The 16,114-nt window shown below is 68.0% G+C and carries 14 protein-coding genes, 2 pseudogenes and 1 riboswitch; of the genes and pseudogenes, 8 read left to right on the top strand and 8 right to left on the bottom strand.

Translation table 11 applies throughout. From position 1 onward, the window contains the following. Nucleotides 1-68: 68 nt before the first annotated feature. Nucleotides 69-2,183 (bottom strand): diguanylate cyclase, encoded by a 2,115-nt coding sequence (locus tag F788_RS0106240; RefSeq protein ID WP_231372062.1) that lies wholly within the window; start codon nt 2,181-2,183, stop codon nt 69-71. 135 nt (nt 2,184-2,318) lie between these two features. On the opposite strand from F788_RS0106240, the pseudogene F788_RS13350 reads away from it, so the two are divergent. Next, nucleotides 2,319-3,347, top strand: a pseudogene (locus F788_RS13350) (esterase/lipase family protein); the annotation flags it as partial. A gap of 433 nt (nt 3,348-3,780) precedes the next feature. Here F788_RS13350 and F788_RS0106250 read toward each other — a convergent pair. After that, nucleotides 3,781-5,946 (bottom strand): hypothetical protein, encoded by a 2,166-nt coding sequence (locus F788_RS0106250; protein ID WP_019589628.1) that lies wholly within the window; start codon nt 5,944-5,946, stop codon nt 3,781-3,783. A gap of 129 nt (nt 5,947-6,075) precedes the next feature. Here F788_RS0106250 and F788_RS0106255 point away from each other — a divergent pair, with 129 nt between their 5' ends. Further along, nucleotides 6,076-6,495 (top strand): universal stress protein, encoded by a 420-nt coding sequence (locus F788_RS0106255; RefSeq protein WP_018871011.1) that lies wholly within the window; start codon nt 6,076-6,078, stop codon nt 6,493-6,495. Beyond that, a complete protein-coding gene (locus F788_RS0106260) occupies nt 6,495-6,833 on the top strand; it encodes a DUF3634 family protein (RefSeq protein ID WP_019570978.1) in 339 nt (112 codons plus the stop codon). The genes F788_RS0106255 and F788_RS0106260 overlap by 1 nt, the downstream gene beginning before the upstream one ends. A gap of 42 nt (nt 6,834-6,875) precedes the next feature. Here F788_RS0106260 and F788_RS13355 read toward each other — a convergent pair. Beyond that, nucleotides 6,876-7,336 (bottom strand): annotated as a pseudogene (locus F788_RS13355) (heme-binding protein). Between the two features lie 177 nt (nt 7,337-7,513). Continuing rightward, nucleotides 7,514-8,005 (bottom strand): hypothetical protein, encoded by a 492-nt coding sequence (locus F788_RS0106270; protein WP_019592930.1) that lies wholly within the window; start codon nt 8,003-8,005, stop codon nt 7,514-7,516. 518 nt (nt 8,006-8,523) lie between these two features. Then, a riboswitch (cobalamin riboswitch) is annotated at nt 8,524-8,743 on the top strand. A 103-nt stretch (nt 8,744-8,846) separates the two neighbouring features. On the opposite strand from F788_RS0106270, the gene F788_RS0106275 reads away from it, so the two are divergent. Continuing rightward, nucleotides 8,847-9,167, top strand: a complete 321-nt coding sequence (locus F788_RS0106275) for a TonB-dependent receptor (RefSeq protein WP_019589631.1) — start codon at nt 8,847-8,849, stop codon at nt 9,165-9,167. A gap of 95 nt (nt 9,168-9,262) precedes the next feature. Here F788_RS0106275 and F788_RS0106280 read toward each other — a convergent pair whose 3' ends face one another. Continuing rightward, nucleotides 9,263-9,634, bottom strand: coding sequence for a rhodanese-like domain-containing protein (locus F788_RS0106280; protein WP_019589632.1), 372 nt, complete (start codon nt 9,632-9,634; stop codon nt 9,263-9,265). 105 nt (nt 9,635-9,739) lie between these two features. Between F788_RS0106280 and F788_RS0106285 the strand changes: the two genes are divergently transcribed. After that, the gene (locus F788_RS0106285; protein ID WP_026332724.1) at nt 9,740-10,978 is read left to right on the top strand and encodes an MFS transporter; all 1,239 of its coding nucleotides are present in this window, start codon (nt 9,740-9,742) and stop codon (nt 10,976-10,978) included. 100 nt (nt 10,979-11,078) lie between these two features. Further along, nucleotides 11,079-11,312 carry a hypothetical protein gene (locus F788_RS0106290; protein WP_018871019.1) on the top strand — a complete coding sequence of 78 codons (234 nt, stop codon included), beginning with the start codon at nt 11,079-11,081 and terminating at the stop codon, nt 11,310-11,312. 30 nt (nt 11,313-11,342) lie between these two features. On the opposite strand, the gene F788_RS0106295 is transcribed toward F788_RS0106290, so the two are convergent. Next, the gene (locus tag F788_RS0106295; RefSeq protein WP_026331467.1) at nt 11,343-11,909 is read right to left on the bottom strand and encodes a DUF99 family protein; all 567 of its coding nucleotides are present in this window, start codon (nt 11,907-11,909) and stop codon (nt 11,343-11,345) included. 77 nt (nt 11,910-11,986) lie between these two features. Between F788_RS0106295 and F788_RS0106300 the strand changes: the two genes are divergently transcribed. Next, nucleotides 11,987-12,898, top strand: a complete 912-nt coding sequence (locus F788_RS0106300) for a complex I NDUFA9 subunit family protein (protein ID WP_019589634.1) — start codon at nt 11,987-11,989, stop codon at nt 12,896-12,898. Nucleotides 12,899-12,904: 6 nt separating this feature from the next. Here the strand turns inward: F788_RS0106300 and F788_RS0106305 are convergent, their stop codons facing one another. Beyond that, nucleotides 12,905-14,104 carry a methionine adenosyltransferase gene (locus F788_RS0106305; protein WP_019589635.1) on the bottom strand — a complete coding sequence of 400 codons (1,200 nt, stop codon included), beginning with the start codon at nt 14,102-14,104 and terminating at the stop codon, nt 12,905-12,907. A gap of 103 nt (nt 14,105-14,207) precedes the next feature. Next, complete coding sequence (locus F788_RS0106310) at nt 14,208-15,161, bottom strand: DMT family transporter (RefSeq protein ID WP_019022838.1); 954 nt, start codon at nt 15,159-15,161, stop codon at nt 14,208-14,210. Between the two features lie 485 nt (nt 15,162-15,646). On the opposite strand from F788_RS0106310, the gene F788_RS0106320 reads away from it, so the two are divergent. Further along, nucleotides 15,647-16,003: a hypothetical protein gene (locus tag F788_RS0106320; protein WP_019589636.1), complete on the top strand. Its 357-nt coding sequence runs from the start codon at nt 15,647-15,649 to the stop codon at nt 16,001-16,003. The last annotated feature ends 111 nt before the right edge of the window (nt 16,004-16,114 follow it).

Here is a 16,114-nt window from a genome sequence, read left to right on the forward strand (position 1 = left end):
GATTTTCGCGCCGATTCGGCCAGAGGCTGGCCTCCCACGGTTACATCCGGCCGGTGGGAGGCCGGGCCTCAGGCCGTACACCCCCGATTGCGCCCGCCACGCTTGGCGCGATAAAGCGCCTGGTCGGCGCGCTCCTCGAGCCGCCGCAGGCTCTCTCCCCGCTCCGCACCAGCCACCCCGAGACTGACCGTTACCCCGCCCACGGTTTCGAACGGCTTGTCCTCGACCACCCGACGGATGCGTTCGGCCAGGGTCCAGGCACCCTCGGCGTCGGTATGCGTCGCCAGCACCAGGAACTCTTCCCCGCCCCAGCGCGCGAAGTGATCGGTGGAACGCAGCACCGTGCGCACCCGGTCGGCCAGCTCGCGCAGCACGCTGTCCCCGGCCAGATGCCCCCAGGTATCGTTGACCGATTTGAAATGGTCGACATCGAACATGATCAGGGAGAATGCCGTTTCGTAGCGCTCCCGCTCGGCATGAGCCTGCTCCAGCAGCGCGTGCAGCTTGGCCCGATTGTAGATCTCGGTCAGGCGATCGTGGGTGGCGAAGCGCTCCAGCTCCGCCTCCAGGCGTTTCTGTTCGGTAATCTCATGGAACACCGCCACGTAGTGCTCCAGCTCGCCCGCGTCGTTGTACACCGCGGTGATGGACTCCCACTGCGGATACACCTCGCCGTTGCGCCGCCGGTTCCATACCTCGCCCTGCCAGCGGCCCTCGGCCTGCAGGCGGGTCCACATCTCGCGGTAGAACTCGGCGTCGTGCCGCCCGGACGAGAGGATCGCCGGAGTCGCCCCGATGACCTCCTCCGGGGCATAACCGGTGGTCTCGGTGAAGGCCGGGTTGACCCGCTCGATGCGCCCGTCCGGGTCGCAGATCAGCAGCGCATGGGTGGTGTGGAAGGCGGTGGCCAGCAGCCGCTGCTCGACCTCCAGCGCGCGGCGCTCGGCGCGGTCGCTGATGTCGGCCAGGACCATGCTGACCATGTGCGGCGTATCCCCCGCCTCGCGGAAGACCGACGCCGCGACCTCCACCCACTGTTCGCGATCTTTCCGCGTCGGATGTTCCAGCCGCAGCTCCAGGCGCAGCTCCTCGTCGTTGCCGGCCTGCAGTTCATCCAGGGCGCGGTACAGCGCCGGCTGCCCGGGAAGATAGTCGGCCAGCGGGCAGCCGATCAGGGCCAGCGGATCGCGTCCCAGCAGGCGGCCGACCATGGGGTTGGCATCCTGGATGACGCCCGTCGAGTCGAGGATCAGCAGCGCCACCGGCGCGCGTTTGCGCACTTCCTCGAAGCGGCGTTCCTGACGCCGCGCCAGGCGCAGCTCATCGCGGGCCTGACGCAGGGCCTCGCCCAGCTCCTCCAGCAGCCGCGACTGGGTGGACGCCAGCAGCTCGGCGAATCCCACCAGTCCGAGCACCTCGCCGGACTCCGGATCGGTGATCCCCAGGCGGCGGATGCCGTGCTCCAGCATCATCTGGCGCGCACGGAACAGGCTTTCCTCGGTATCCACCGTCAGCAGCGGCCGACTGGCGACCTCCGCCACCGACGGATCCTCCGCCGCGCGCGTCAGCTGACGGACCACGTCGCGCTCGGTCAGGATGCCCGGCGGCCCGCCGTCGACCCAGGACACCACCGCCGCCGCCACCCCGACCCGCGACATCGCGCGGGTCGCATCGGACAACGGCTGTTCGGCCTCCAGCCGCAGCGGACGGCCCCCCAGTGCCGTGCCCACTTCGCGCAAACGCAGGTAGGCCTCGGCCCCGTGGCTGAGCGCCAGATCGGTCTGCGAGATGATGCCGAAAGGCCGGCCGTCGTCATCGATCACCAGCAGGTGGCGAATGCCCGCCTCGGTCATGATGCCGTGGGCCTCGGTCGCCGACACCGAGCCGGGGATGCTGCGCACCGGCGAGGTCATCACCGAGGCCATGGGGCGGTCGCGTTCTTCCATCCGCGCGGGATCCAGGCGCAGGGCGTCGCGCTCGGTCCAGATGCCCTGCGGGCGGTCATCCTCGCCCACGACCACCACCGAGCTGCAGCGCGCCCGGTGCATGCGCCGCGCCGCCTCGGCGACGCTCTCATCCGGGGCACAGCGCACCAGATCGCGCTGGGCGATCTCGCCCACCGGCACGGACGAAGACCCGGCGAAGGTCGCGGGGAGTACGGGCTGTCCTTCTGTATCGTTCACGGTATTCCATTCCCGGCTGGCGTTCGGCGTGCATGGCGGCACGCGGATCCCAGTATAGACACGGAAAACGCCCGCACGTTATGAGGTGACCACTACCATGAAAAGAACCGGGCCTCCGGTTTGCGGGAGACATCCATGAAGCGTCGTCTGCGCCTGACCCTGCTGGTGCTGATCGCCCTGCCCCTGTTCGCTCTGGGGGTCTGGGCGCTCTGGGGCGAATTTCAGCCCGAGCAGGAGCGGGAACTGCGCGTGGAGGTTCACGACCGCCTGGAGGAGTGGTTCCCCGAGGCCATGGAACTGCCCGACGAACTGCTCGGTTGGGTCCCGCGCTCGCAACGCTACCCGGACTCCGCGGCTCCGGATGCCATCCTGCTGCACGGACTGGACGAGCCCGGCAACATCTGGGACGAACTGGCGGTGGCGCTGGACGGGGCAGCCTTCAACCCCTGGGAGTTCCGCTACCCCAACGACCAGGCGATCGACCGCAGCACCGACCTGCTGGCGGAACACTGGGAAGACCTGGACGCCGATCATCCGGTCATCCTGATCGGCCATTCCATGGGTGGTCTGGTCATCCGCGATTTCATCACCCGCTGGCGGCACCCGGACGACGGCGAGCCGCGCATCGGGGGCCCGCCGGTGGACGGCGTGATCCTGATCGCCACGCCCAACCACGGCTCGGAATGGGCGCGGCTGCGCATGTGGCTGGAGCTGCGCGAATGGTTCGCCGATATCCGCGAGGAGCGGTTCTCGCTGTTCGCCGGGCTGCGCGACGGCACCGGCGCGGCCAAGATCGACCTGCGCCCGGACAGCCGGTTCCTGACCGAGCTCAACGCCCGCCCGTGGCCCGACGACATTCCGGTACGCATCATCGGCGGCGTGCTGGCCGAACCCACGCCCGCAATGGAACGCGGCCTGCAGCAGATGGGGGAACAGCTGGACGCCCCCGAGCTGCCCCGGCGCATCGCCGACTGGCTGGGCCAGACCGGCGAAGGCCTGGGCGACGGCGTGGTCCCGGTCGACTCCCTGGCCCTGGAGGGGCACCCGGAACCGCTGGTCGTGGAAGGCTCGCACCGCGGCCTGCTGGTACCCACCCCGCTCACGGACACCCCGCCGGCGATCGAGCCCGTGCTGGAGATCCTGGAGCAGTGGCGCGGAGAACCGGATGATGCCCGCGCGCTGGCGGGCCTGGACGAGGCCCGTATGGTCTGGGACATCACCAACGAGCGCCCGGAGCACCTGATCGCGCGCATCAGCATTATCGAGAAGACCCTGGAGTCCGTGCGTGCGCAGGACGTGCGCGCGGACATGATCCTGAGCTTTCGCGATGCGGCCACCGCCCTGCTGGTCACGCGCGACGACCACCTCCCGCTGGAAGACGCCACCGCGGCCGGCCACGTGCGCGACCGCCTGGCGCGGCTGGCCGCGCAGGACGGCGTACGGCTGAAGGCCGATGCCGCGAGCCTGCGCCGCCTGGACCTGGCCCCGGAGGACCTGCCGGACTTCATACGGCCGGTGGAACAGGCCCCGATCGCCATGCTGCGCTGGCGCGCCGAGGGCTACACCATCCTCGACGCCACCTATTGATAGAACGAACCTAGCCCGGCAGGTCCGCCTGGTTGTGGCGCAGGAGGGAACGCCAGTAGCGGTTGGCGTCGGACAGGATGTGCGTCGCCGCGCCCACCAGCTCGCGCAGTTCCTCGGTGCGCATCCAGCGGGTCTGCTCCACGGCGTAGTCCGCCTGCACCTGCTTGTGCAGGGCGAAGGCCTCCTCGAGGGTACGAAGCTGGCGCCACACCTGGCCGGACATCGCCGACATGCGCACGACCTCGTTCTGCGCGAGGATGCCGTGGATGGCCGCGCCCCAGGCGGGGAAGAACGCGGTAAAGAACAGGCTCCACGGAAGGTGGAAAAAGAAATGCAGCGTGACCACCAGGAAGGTCGCGAAGAACAGCGTGAACGCAAGCCGGTGCAGGTACTTGTGGTTCATCTCCAGGTTGTGGGCCGAGCGGCGGTAATACTCGCGATGCTCGTCCAGCACGTCGTGGATGTAATCCAGCGCCGCCTCGTTGTGCTCGCTCATCCGGTAGGGCACGCGGCCACGGCGGTCCTGCGGCATGCCCTCGGCCACCAGCAGACGCTGCAGCACCCACAGTTCGGCGCTCTCCAGCTCCGAATGCAGTTCCAGGGGGCGGCCCTCGGGACGGCGGTTCTCCGGCCGCCAGTACGGTGCGGAAAACGTCTTCGGGAGCACCAGTAACGGATACCCCAGACGCAGATAACGCAGCTGCTCGGCGAGGAAGCGAAAGCGGATCCAGTGTCCGTGATGATCGCGGTAACGGGCCTTCAGCACGCGCCGCACGATGAAATGCAGCAGCACGAACTCCACCGCGATCCAGAAATAAGGCACCTCGCCGGGCGTCGCCGGCCACACCTGCAGGGCCCCGGCCACCGCGGCGAACACCGCCATCGCCGCCGCGTAGTAGATCATCCAGGTGTCGTCCTGGTGGCGCGTGGCAAAGATGCCCGCCTGCTCGTCGGACCAGTTGAAGAAGTGCTCGAACGCCGGTTCGCGGATCGGGTGCTCGGCCTCGCGCTCGGGACTCGGACGCACCGCGTTGTAGCGGTTGCCCCGGGACGGCGCCGGGCGCAGGGCCCGCAGTGCCCCGCGGAGGTCGAGCATGGCCAGCGCGGAGGATGCCGCATGCAGACGGTTCACCACCCAGTGGCGGCGCACTTCGTCACGGGCATCGGTCTGCAGCAGTTCCACCACACGCGAGGGCTGGCTGCGCGCCGGGGGCTCCAGCATCGCGTGCAGCCACATCCAGCTGCCGGTCACCCAGTTCCATAACCCCGGCGGACGCCGGCGACGTCGGGCCAGCCCCACCAGGCCCAGCAGCCACAGCCCCCACCAGACCACGTAGTGCCCCACCCCCACCTGGTCATCGATCCGCCGGATCAGGCGATTCTCGGTGGTGGTCTCGTCGAGGGCCGGGGTGAACGGACACAGGATGCGTTCCAGCCACTCGTCGATCCGGCGGGAGTCGAGCTCCACCGGGTCGAACAGCGACAGCAGCGCCGCCGGGGTCACTTCCATCACGTCCAGGCGGGTCAGCGCCGCGTCGGTCACCCGGGCCGCCGTCAGCATCATCAGCTGTGGCGTGTCCTGCTCCGGGTCCAGATACAGCAGCAGGACCCCCTGTCGGCGCATCACCGCGTCGCGGATCATCTGCCCCGCGCCACTGGTGACCTCGTGGGGTTCCTGACCGTCCCACACGGCCACCAGCATGTCCGAAAACGTCAGCGCCAGGTCATCCCGCAGGCGGTGCACCGACTCGGGCGGGTCCTCCGCACCATGAACGGGCTCGGCCCCCAGCACCACGCCACGGCGGGCATGCGCTCCCGGCTCGCCGGCCGTCTCGGGGCTGGTGGACATCAGATGCAGGTCCACATCCAGGCGCGCGGCCGCGGACCGCGCCAGCTCGTTGGTCCCGGTGGCACGCCCGGTGATCAGCCGCATCACCGGCGATACGTCCGCGTACACCGCATCGGTACTGGCGAAACGTTCCGCGGCCGCGCCGTACAGCCGCCGCAGCACCCGCTCCAGGGTGGCCTGCAGACTGGCCCGGCGGGCTTCGGTATCTCCGTGCGACAGCCAGTTGCGCTCCAGCCGCTGCCCGCGGTGCCCCCCCACCAGTACGGAGAACGCCGGGGTCAGCCGGACCTTGTACGGGTCTTCCCCGCCCCCTGTTTCCGCTGCCAACGCATATCCTCCGGGACGAAAACTGTGAAACCATATCACCGTGGCCGTCAGCCGACTGCCCCGCCCCGCCGGAATCTGCTATACGGCTGGAAGGTCGGGCGGGCCGACCGAACCGTTAAGGGAGCAACCATGTTTGAACGAATCATGATCCCGGTGGATCTCGAACACACCGACAAGCTGCAGAACAGCCTCGAAATCGCGGCCAGGATGGCACGGGAGTACGACGCCACGGTGTACTACGTGACGGTTTCGGGGAGCCTGGCCAACCGTGCCGCCCGGACCCCGGAGGAAATGGAAAGGCATCTGGCGGACTTCGCCCGCGAACAGGGCGAGAAATACGGCATTCGCACCGATTCGAAGCTGATGCACAGCAACGACGTGGCGGTGGAGCTGGATGACAAGCTGGCTCAGGCGCAGAAGGAACTGGATGCCAACCTGGTGGTGATGGCCTCGCACATCCCGGGCGTGGCCGACCGGTTGCATCTGATCAGTTCGAATGCGGGTGAGCTCGCCCGGCGCCTCCCGGTTTCGGTCTTCGTGCTGCGCTGATGATGTTTATCGCCTTTGTGCTGATGATCGGCTTTCTGATCATCGCCGCCGTTCTGCTGGTATGGCAGGTGAGCATCCTCTTCAGCGTGGTGATCGAAGAAGACGGCAGCGTGCACACCACCCGCGGGGATCCGCCGCGCAATTTCCTGCACGCGGTGCGCGAGGTGGTCAGCCGCCACGGGCTGCAGGGCGGCAGGATCACCGCGGTGCGTGGCCGCGACGGCGTTCGCGTGCGCTGTTCGCGCCGTGTGCCGGAAGAGGCCCGTGCGCATCTGCAGGCGGCGGCGGAGCGGGTCAAGGTCGGCCGCCGCCGGCGCGGGCGCAAGAAGCGCCGCTGAAACCGGCCCTCCCCGGTACGGGCAGGGCCGGATAATGCACCGTCAGAGCAGATCGTCCTGGATGGCGTCGATCGCATCCATGGCGCACTGGTGGTCGACCTCGCCGCTGGGACTGCCCGACACCCCGATGCCCGCGACGATGCGCCCGTCGGAGGTGACCTGAGCGCCGCCGCCGAGGATGGTGACGTTGGGCAGGTGCTGGATGCCGTAGCTGACCTCGCCCGGGAAGGCATCATCGCGCAGCTCCAGCGTATCGGTACGGAAGCTGACCGCCGTCCAGGCCTTGCTCTGTGCAGTGCCAACGGTGTGCGGACCGGCGAACCGATCCCGCTTGAGGGCCTGGGTCGTCCCGAAGCGGTCGACCACCGCCGCGGTCACCTGTGCGTTGCGACACGACAGGCATCTACCGCGGCCTCGACGGCCTTGGTCGCGATTTCGGGTGTCAGGCTGGGGGTGTTGAACGTGGCCGAATCGGCATGAACGGGCGCGGCGGCCAGAGTCATCAGGCCGCCGGCCAACAGTGCTGAACGCATGGATGGGGACATATCAACCTCCAGGGTTGTGTGGACTCCACCCATTCTTGTAGGCCCCGTACGGGGATTTGGCAAGCTCCGTTTCGGGACGCCCGCCACGTTCCGGTCCGGCTCAACGGTTTCCGCAACCGGCGCGGCCGACCGCCATCAGGCCACCCGGCCGACCCGCTCGGACACCGCATCATCGGCTATCACCGGCGGGTACTGGCGAGCGAGCTCGCGCGCCGCCAGCACGAAGGTGTTCACCTGCGTGGCGTGCTCGCGCAGCTTGTGCGCCAGACCCGGGTCCTCGCTGACCTCGTCCACCACCACGCCGTCCGGGCGCTCTTCCACGTGCACTTCGATGCGCCCGCGCTGCTCGAAAAGGGTGCGGTACAGCGGATCACGGTCGCGCAAGTGTGCGCTCTCGCGCAGCCGCCGATGCAGTTCCGGCACGTGCACCCGCAGCAGCGCGGCCAGTTCAGGGTCCGTTGCCGTCGTCACTGTCCGGGTACCACCCTCGATGAACTCCAGCTCCCTCCGGATTGCGTCGTGGGACTCCAGCAGGCGCTGAAAGACCACCTGCTCACGCTCGTGCTGCTTGCGGGCTTCGGCGTCCAGGTGACCGCCGCAATCGATCATTCTCAGGTGCATCGTCATGGTCTGTCGGCCTCTTGCTGATGATCCTGCCCGGAAGAAGCAATCTCCCTGCCAACTCGTATTTCCCGCCATGACGCGGCCACATGCCGATGCCGCCGATCCGGTCACGCCCTGAACTGCGAATATTGGCAGCTGCTAATACAAGAAAATGCCACCCGTGACACCCGAACGCTCGCAAGTTACTGTCAAAAGGGGAAAATCATCTCCAAAAAATTTTCGAATATGTATTGATTCCAATTTGCGGCCGTGTATAATTCCCATTGTCGAGTCGACGGCAGCTCAGCGTCGGTTCGCCATGCAGGGGCCCCCTGGCCCCTTCTCTCCTCCATCTCTTCTGGATTTTGCCGTCGGCTCTCGGTGCCCCCGCACCGACCCGGCGGCCCTTTTTTAAATCCGTCCGATCGGATCCCGAAGCAAACCACATGCCAGGCACTGGCCGCCGCGACCGTGGGTCACCCGGACACTGTTGGTTTGACACCACACATTAGTTCTCACTAATATTCCGTCTCCCCCGGGTGCTTCGTCGCCATCCCGACGACGAGTGAAACGGGAAGTCCGGTGCGTGCCCGGCCTCGACCTGCGCACAAGTCCGGCGCTGCCCCCGCAACGGTAGGCGGGTCACGGCAGACCCTCGCGAACCACTGCGAAGAACGCGTCCGTTCAGGGCGTACTTCGCGGGAAGGTGGTCTGCCCCGGAGCCAACGGCTCCAGCCCGCGAGCCCGGAGGACAACGGAGAACCGCGGGGAGCGGTATCACCGGGCGGATCGGCATCGCCGGCGACCTGCGCCTGGGCGGACTTCAAGTCTCAGGTGGAGCTGCGCTTGGGGGGGGGGCACCTGGATGGATGCGATCGATCGGGAAAGCGGGGAGACCCTGACCGACACGCCGGAACTCACCATGGTGGCGAGCGCACTGTGGACGCCCACGGAAGAATTGCGCCTGCAGCTGCGCAGCCGCTACGTGGATGAGGTACGCGTGGCCGGGGACGAATGGGATCGCTCGTTCACCCTGACCAGTCTGAACGTGGAGTACGCGCCGGCGGCCTGGGAGGACGTCACCCTGCGCGGTGGGATCGACAACCTGTTCGATGCCGACAATGAAAGTTCGCTGGCGGCGGATCCCGGCCGCTTCCTCCACGCCGGGGTCCGGTACGACTTCTAGGACGTCCGGTCCGGGGACCGGGAGGGCTGCCTTGATGGGCAGTTCTTCCCCCGGTTTTCATGTCGTTTCTGTCACCACATTGCTCATACGGAGGACTACCCCGGGTGCGGACTGGAACCGGACTCCGCGCAGTATTCCTGCCAGGCTGCCGATCCGCCGCGCAGCACGCGAGCGTCGATGTCCATCGCGCGCAGGCTCTCGGCCACCAGATGGGAGCGCCCGCGCCCGCCACAGAACACCACCACGGGCTGCGCCGGATCCTCCAGATGGGACTCGATGCTGGCCTCCAGCCTGGGCCGGGGGATGTTCACGGCCCCCTCGATGGACCCGGCCTCCACCTCCTCCGGCTGGCGCACGTCCACCAGCAGCAGCGGTTCGCCGGCCTCCCGCCAGCGCGCCAGCTCCGCCGGCTCCACGTGCGGCAGGGTCTGTTCCAGACGGGTGATGCGTTCTTCGAAACGGCTCATGACGATTCCTCGGGTATGATGGAGAGGTAATTCGAGCTTGCCGGCAGGCCGCCGGAGACCGCAACCTGAGCGGTACTCGTGCGCGATACCTCCGGTGGTGCCAACATGACCGACACTTCCGACGTCCGCAGGCCGGGCTTCGTCGCCCACATGGCGACGGTCTTCATCAACGCCCTCAACGACAACTTCTTCCGCCTGGTCGTCATCTTCATCGCCCTGCGCGAGTTCGTTGCCGAGGGCGAAGGCACGTTCTATTACAGCCTGGTCGGGTTCGTGTTTCTGCTGCCGTTCGTGCTGTTCTCGCCGTGGGCCGGCTACATCGCCGACCGTTACAGCAAGAAGGCGGTGATCGTCGCCACCCGCTCGGCCGAGGCCGTGGTGCTGCTGACCGCCGCGCTCATGCTGATCATCGACTACTTCCCCGGACTGCTGGTGACCGTGTTCCTGATGGGCCTGCAGAGCACCTTCTTCAGCCCGGTGAAGTTCGGCATCCTCCCGGAGATCGTGCGCTACGCGCAGCTGTCGCGCGCGAACGGGCATATCCAGCTGTGGACCTTCCTGGCGATCATCCTCGGCACCGCGCTGGCCGGCTTCGTGATGGAGTTCGCCGGCGAGGCGCTGTGGATCCCGGCGGCGGTGATCGTGGCGCTGTCGCTCACCGGCCTGATCACCAGCTTCTTCGTCACCCCCACCCGCGCGATCAACAATCCGGCGCCCTTCCGGCTGAACCCGTTCGCCACCGTGGTGCAGTCGATCGCCGAGATCCGGCCGCAGCGGGTGCTGTTCCTGGTGGTCCTCGGCATCGCGTGGTTCTGGGCCCTGGGCACGTTGTACCAGCTCAACGTCCCGCTGTTCGCCGAGATGCACCTGGGCCTGGGCGAGCTGGCCACCGGCATCATCCTGACGACCCTGGCCCTGGGCATCGGCACCGGCAGCATCCTCGCCGGCTATCTGTCGCGCGGCGGCATCGCCATGCACCATGCCCCGGCCGGCATGATCGCGGCCGCCCTGATCAGCGCGTTGCTGTATTTCACGACCGACAGTTACCCGGCCACCCTGGTGCTGATGGCCCTGCTCGGCGTTGCCTCCGGGTTCTTCATCGTGCCGATCACCGCCTACCTGCAGGGCCACAGCCCGGAGGAACGGCGCGGGCGTTTCATCGCCGCGAGCAACTTCCTGTCGTTCGGGGCGATGCTGCTGGCACCGGTGCTGTTCTGGGTACTCACCGGACCGGCGGGCGCCAGCCCCGGCCAGGTGTTCATCATCGGCGGGGCCGCCTCGCTGCTGGTCGGGCTCGCGGCCCTGCGCCTGTACCGCCGCCACCGCGCGGAGGCGGATGCCTGACCCCCGAAGGCCCCGGCCGCGCGACCGAACCCCAGCATCCGGTGCGAACGTCTATCTTCGAAGGAAGAACTTGCCAGAGGGGCGAACCCGGGAGGCCATCATGAGCAACAACATGGCCGATGTAACCATTCACATCGACGAGACCATCGACGCCGAGGCCCGCGAACGCATCCAGGACGAGCTGCGCGGGATGAGCGGCGTGATGGCGGCATCCAGCCACGAGGAGAAGCCGCACCTGGTCGTGGTCGAATACGACCCGGAGCGGATCAACAGCCATCGCCTGCTCGACACGGTCACCGCCAGCGGCGTGCACGCCCAGCTGATCGGCCTGTAGTCGGCGGCAAGCCTTTCAGGCTCAAGAGGCTCACGGACGGTGGCGGCTCGCCCCGTCGGTCACCCCGCCGGCGATCATGTGCGCGACGCGCAGGGCCTCCGGCAGGTGGCTGTGGACGCGCTGGTCCTCCAGCAGCTGCCGCGCCGCTTCGGGTTCGATCCCGCAGCGCTGGACATGGACCCCCGCCAGCGGTTCCATCGCGCCGGCGGCCTCGATCAGCCGCCACTTGCGGGCCCCTCCGGGGACATGGTCGAGCAACGCCCGTCGAACGGCCTCCATGTCGGGTTGCCGGCGTGCCACGACCATCACGGGCAGGCCGGTCCGTTCGTGCAGGGCCTGCAGGTCCACCACGTTGAAGCCGGCAAAGGCGATCCCCTGCAGCAGGATCGCGTGCAGCTGCGGGGCGAACGGGCTGTCCAGCACGCATGCGGCCAGACGTTTGGTTGCATTGGCGCCGTCGCGCCGCACCCGGCTCGACACTACGCCGTCCAGCCGCGTGCCGGCGAACACCGCGCCCACCACCAGCACGTCGCCACGATACGTCCGCGCGAACGGCGCATCATCAAAACCCGCCACGTGCGATAGATGTCCCGGCATGCGTATCCCCGTTTGCCCGCGCCGTCGTACAGCTCCACGTTCTCATACACACGAAGCCCAGCAGAAGGAGGCTCCCGATGGACCCGGATCAGGTCACGGTATTTGGCGGCACCGGCTTTCTCGGCCGCATGATCGTGTACCAGCTGCTCGACGCCGGACACGCCGTGCGCATCGCCTCCCGCCGCCCCGCACTACCGGCCGACCTGCAACGGCACGAGCGGGTGGAACACTGCAGCGCCGACATCCGCAACGATGACGACGTGGCCAGGGCCGTGGCGGGTTCGCGTGGTGCGGTGAATGCCGTCAGCCTGTACGTGGAGCAGCGCGACCTGCGCTTCACCACCATCCACGTGGAGGGAGCCGCCCGGCTCGCCCGGGCGGCGAGCGAGGCCGGCCTGGAACACCTGGTGCACATCTCCGGCATCGGCGCCGATCCCGCCTCGCGTTCGGCATACATCCGAGCGCGGGGCGAAGGCGAGGCCGCGGTGACCACCGAGTTCCGCGACGCCCTGATGGTGCGGCCCAGCGTGCTGTTCGGCCCGGGCGATGCGTTCCTGCGCAACCTCGCGACCCTCGCGCGGCTGCCGATGGTGCCGCTGTTCGGCCGCGGCGACACCCGCCTGCAACCGGTGCACGTGGCGGATGTCGCGCAGGCCGTGGCCACCCTGTTCAACGAACCGCCGGCCGGACACCGGGTGTTCGAGCTCGGCGGTCCGGACATCCTGACTTACCGCCAGATCGTGAACCAGGTGCTGGAGCACCTGGGACAGCCGCGGGTGTTCGTGCCGGTACCGTTTTTCCTCTGGCACCTCGCCGCCGGGCTGACCTCATGGCTGCCCCGCGCACCCCTGACCCGGGACCAGATCTACCTCATGCAGCAGGACACGGTTACCGACAGCACCTGCGCGACCTTCGCCGACCTCGGCATCACGCCGCGCTCGCTGGAGGCCTCCCTGCCCGAGTGCCTGCCGACGAACCAGACGAACTAGCCGCAGCTACAGGCTGTGGGTGGCGAGGTTCTGCGAGATCAGGCGTTCCCACAGAGAACCGGCCTGCGCGAGGTGATGGAGGGCGATGGCCTCGGCGCGGGGCGCCAGAGCCGCCGCCTGTTCCGCGGATTCGGCGCGCAGGCGGATATCGGCGATCTGCGGCTGGTCCACCGGCATGCCGATCTGGCTGACCAGCACCACCTGCGCATCCGACACTTCGTCGATCTCCGCCACGATCGCCTCGGCGATATGGGTGGCCGTCACGTTGTACAGCTTGCCGACGTGGGTAATCGGGTTCTTGCCGGCGAAGGATTCGATGGTCATCGGACGCGACGGGGTGATCAGCCCGTTGGCCCGATTGCCGCGCCCGGTCTGGCCGTCGTCACCGGCCTCGGCCGAGGTGCCGGTGACCGTCAGATACACGCTGTCCGCGTCGGGATCGTCGGCGGTGTTAACCGACACGTCCGGCTCGCGGCCCAGGGCCTCGGTGGCCACGCGCCGCACCTGCCCGGTCGCATCCGAACGCGCGGCCAGATAGGCGTCCGCGTCCGCCAGGGGCGCCCCGATGAAGGCGCAGGCGACCATCAGGGACACGTCCTCGCCGCTGCGCACCCCCATCACCTTGACGTCCTGACCACGCGCCGCGGGCGCCTCCGGCCACAGGCTCATGTCCGCCGCGAACACCGCCCGCTCCAGCGGGCTCAGGGGCGCATAACCCACCCCCAGCGAGGTGTCGTTCGCCAGCTGCGGCACGCCATCCCGACGCTGGCGCTCGAACAGCTCCACCAGGTCCTGCGATCCGGGACGGATGAGCGAGTGCACCCGCACGTGGCGCTCGACATCCAGCGCGGGCATGTGCGTGGCCAGCCATGCACGGCAGGCCTCCACCGCCAGCTCGTCCACCGCCACGGTCGCGCCGCGATACTCGCGCGTGGCCCGCCCGGCGATGTACAGCTCGATCGGCTCGTCCACCTCGCCCCCGCCGAAGGCCGGGCGGGCGGCGCCGCCGCGCAGCAGGACCTTGTCCACGTTGTGGTGCAGCACGAAGTCGAAGCGCTCGCGGTATTCGCGCGACAGCGCCAGACTCACCTCCTCCGCCAGCGCATCACACAGCGTGTCCGGATGCCCCAGTCCCTTGCGTTCCACCACCTCGACAGGCTGCAGGCCCGCGGGCCGCCCCTCGAGTTCACTGACCATGATCTTCACGCTTCCCCCCTCCGGCGACGGTCGTGACGGCGATCTTCTCACTGGTGGCCGGCCGTCGCCACATGCAGGCCGCAGCCAAGCTGCCCCGCGATCCTGCGCGGTTTCAGTCGCTGCGCGGCTGCGGCGGAACGGCTTTCGCCTGCAGACTCGAATGGAGGCTCAGACCCGTCACGGTCAGCAGGATCAGCGCCATGCCGAAGAGCTGGACCGCCGCCAGGGATTCATCCAGGAACACCACACCGAACAGCGACGCGGTCACCGGCTCGACCATGGCCACGATGGAGGCCACCGCCGGCGCCGTGTAGTTCAGACCGACGATGTAGAAGATGAACGACAGACCGGCGCCCAGCACGCCGAGGATCACGAACAGGGGCCAGCTCGAGGTGCTCAGCACGTCCACCATCTGCCCCGGATCACCAAGCGAGAAAAGGATGAGGACCAGGACCGCGAACGCGATCACCAGGATCGCCTGCGGGCTGCCATGGGGCGCGGCAAACTTGAAACCGAAGATGAACACCGCGTAGGACAGGCCGGAGGCCAGACCGGCACCCGCGGCGATCAGGGTCACGTCCCCGGCGCCGATGTCGTAGATCCCGGTCAGCAGCACCACGCCCAGCAGGACCATGACGATCGCCACCCACTTGAACAGCGTGGGCCGCTCAAGCCCCAGCGCAAACGAAACCAGGTACACGAACACCGGCGCGCAGTACATCAGCGTCGCGGCCACGGCCACGCTGCCTTCCGCGATACTCAGGAAATAGAACGTGAAGTTGCCGGCCACGCCCAGGCCGGCCACCGCCGACCAGAGCCACATGCGACCGCTGCCCAGTCCGCTGCCCTGCGGACGCAATGCCAGCCAGGCGAGCACGAACAGCAGCCCGATCGCACCGCGATAAAACGACACCACCACGGGATCCCAGCCCTGCCCCGTAAGAATGCCGCCGATCCCGCCGGATAACCCCCATGAAAACGCCGCCAGCACGACGAGCAGGGTACTCAGCCCGGCCAGTTTTTCGTTCGTAAGGGATTTCAGCGGGTTCGGTGAGGCATTGGGCATTCACTATCCTTTCATCGGTCGATGATGCGAGAAAACAAGGGACGTAAGTGTAACAGCCCCTCGCAAACTGCCCCGGCGCATCCACTCGATGTGGGAGAACACCCGGGCGCTGCCCCTGCCCTTGCTCGCCACGGACGACCTCGATCAGCGTGTCGAGGGCATCGCTGGCGGTGACGGGATCGGAGTTCTCCGTGCCCCCCTCACATTCCTTGCCGCCGACCGCGCAGGACGCACGGGTGTGTGACCTGCGTCGATTGCCGCACCCGAGGGGAAGGCCTAACGTCACAGGTGAGCACCCATCCCCCTGTGTGCTCGGCGCCCCGTCCTCTCCCGGAGGTCGGGGCGTTTTCGGTTGCGAGCGTCCGGACCGTGAAGAGGCCGCACTTCCGGGCGGCACACGGCGAACTCAGACATTCGGCTGATGGAAAGGCCCCACCGCTTCGCTATCTTCCGAAGTACACGCATGCACATTCGGGAGATTCGCCATGAACACCACCACCGAACAGAAGATCATCGCCGCAACCTCGGCGGTGGCCCGGCTCACCGCCCTGCACCACTGGCTGGGCGATCCCGCCGATGCACCCGGGCATATTTTGCCGGCGCCGGTGGTCCATGCCTGGGCCAAACGCGGCGAGCCGGGGAGCCAGCACGAGGCCCTGGCCGGGGCGATCGGACGCGGCTGGATCCGGGTCACCCCCGATGGCTATTGCCTCACGAGGGACGGTCTCGCCGCGCTGCAGACCTACGTGCCGCATTTTCGCCGCCTGGCCCGCCAGGACGCCGAAGACCGCCGCCCCGGGCACCGCACCCACCCGCTTCTGAGCGGCGACGCAACGGCGTGAGCGCAACCGAGAATGTGAGGCAATGCGACCTGCATCAAACTGTCCTCCATACGTTCAACCCTCGAGCCGATGACCCTGTTTGCACGAGCGCCGCGGGGCTGCTCCGATGGA

The sequence above is a fragment of the Thioalkalivibrio sp. ALE10 genome (genome assembly GCF_000381385.1).
Classification (GTDB): domain Bacteria; phylum Pseudomonadota; class Gammaproteobacteria; order Ectothiorhodospirales; family Ectothiorhodospiraceae; genus Thioalkalivibrio.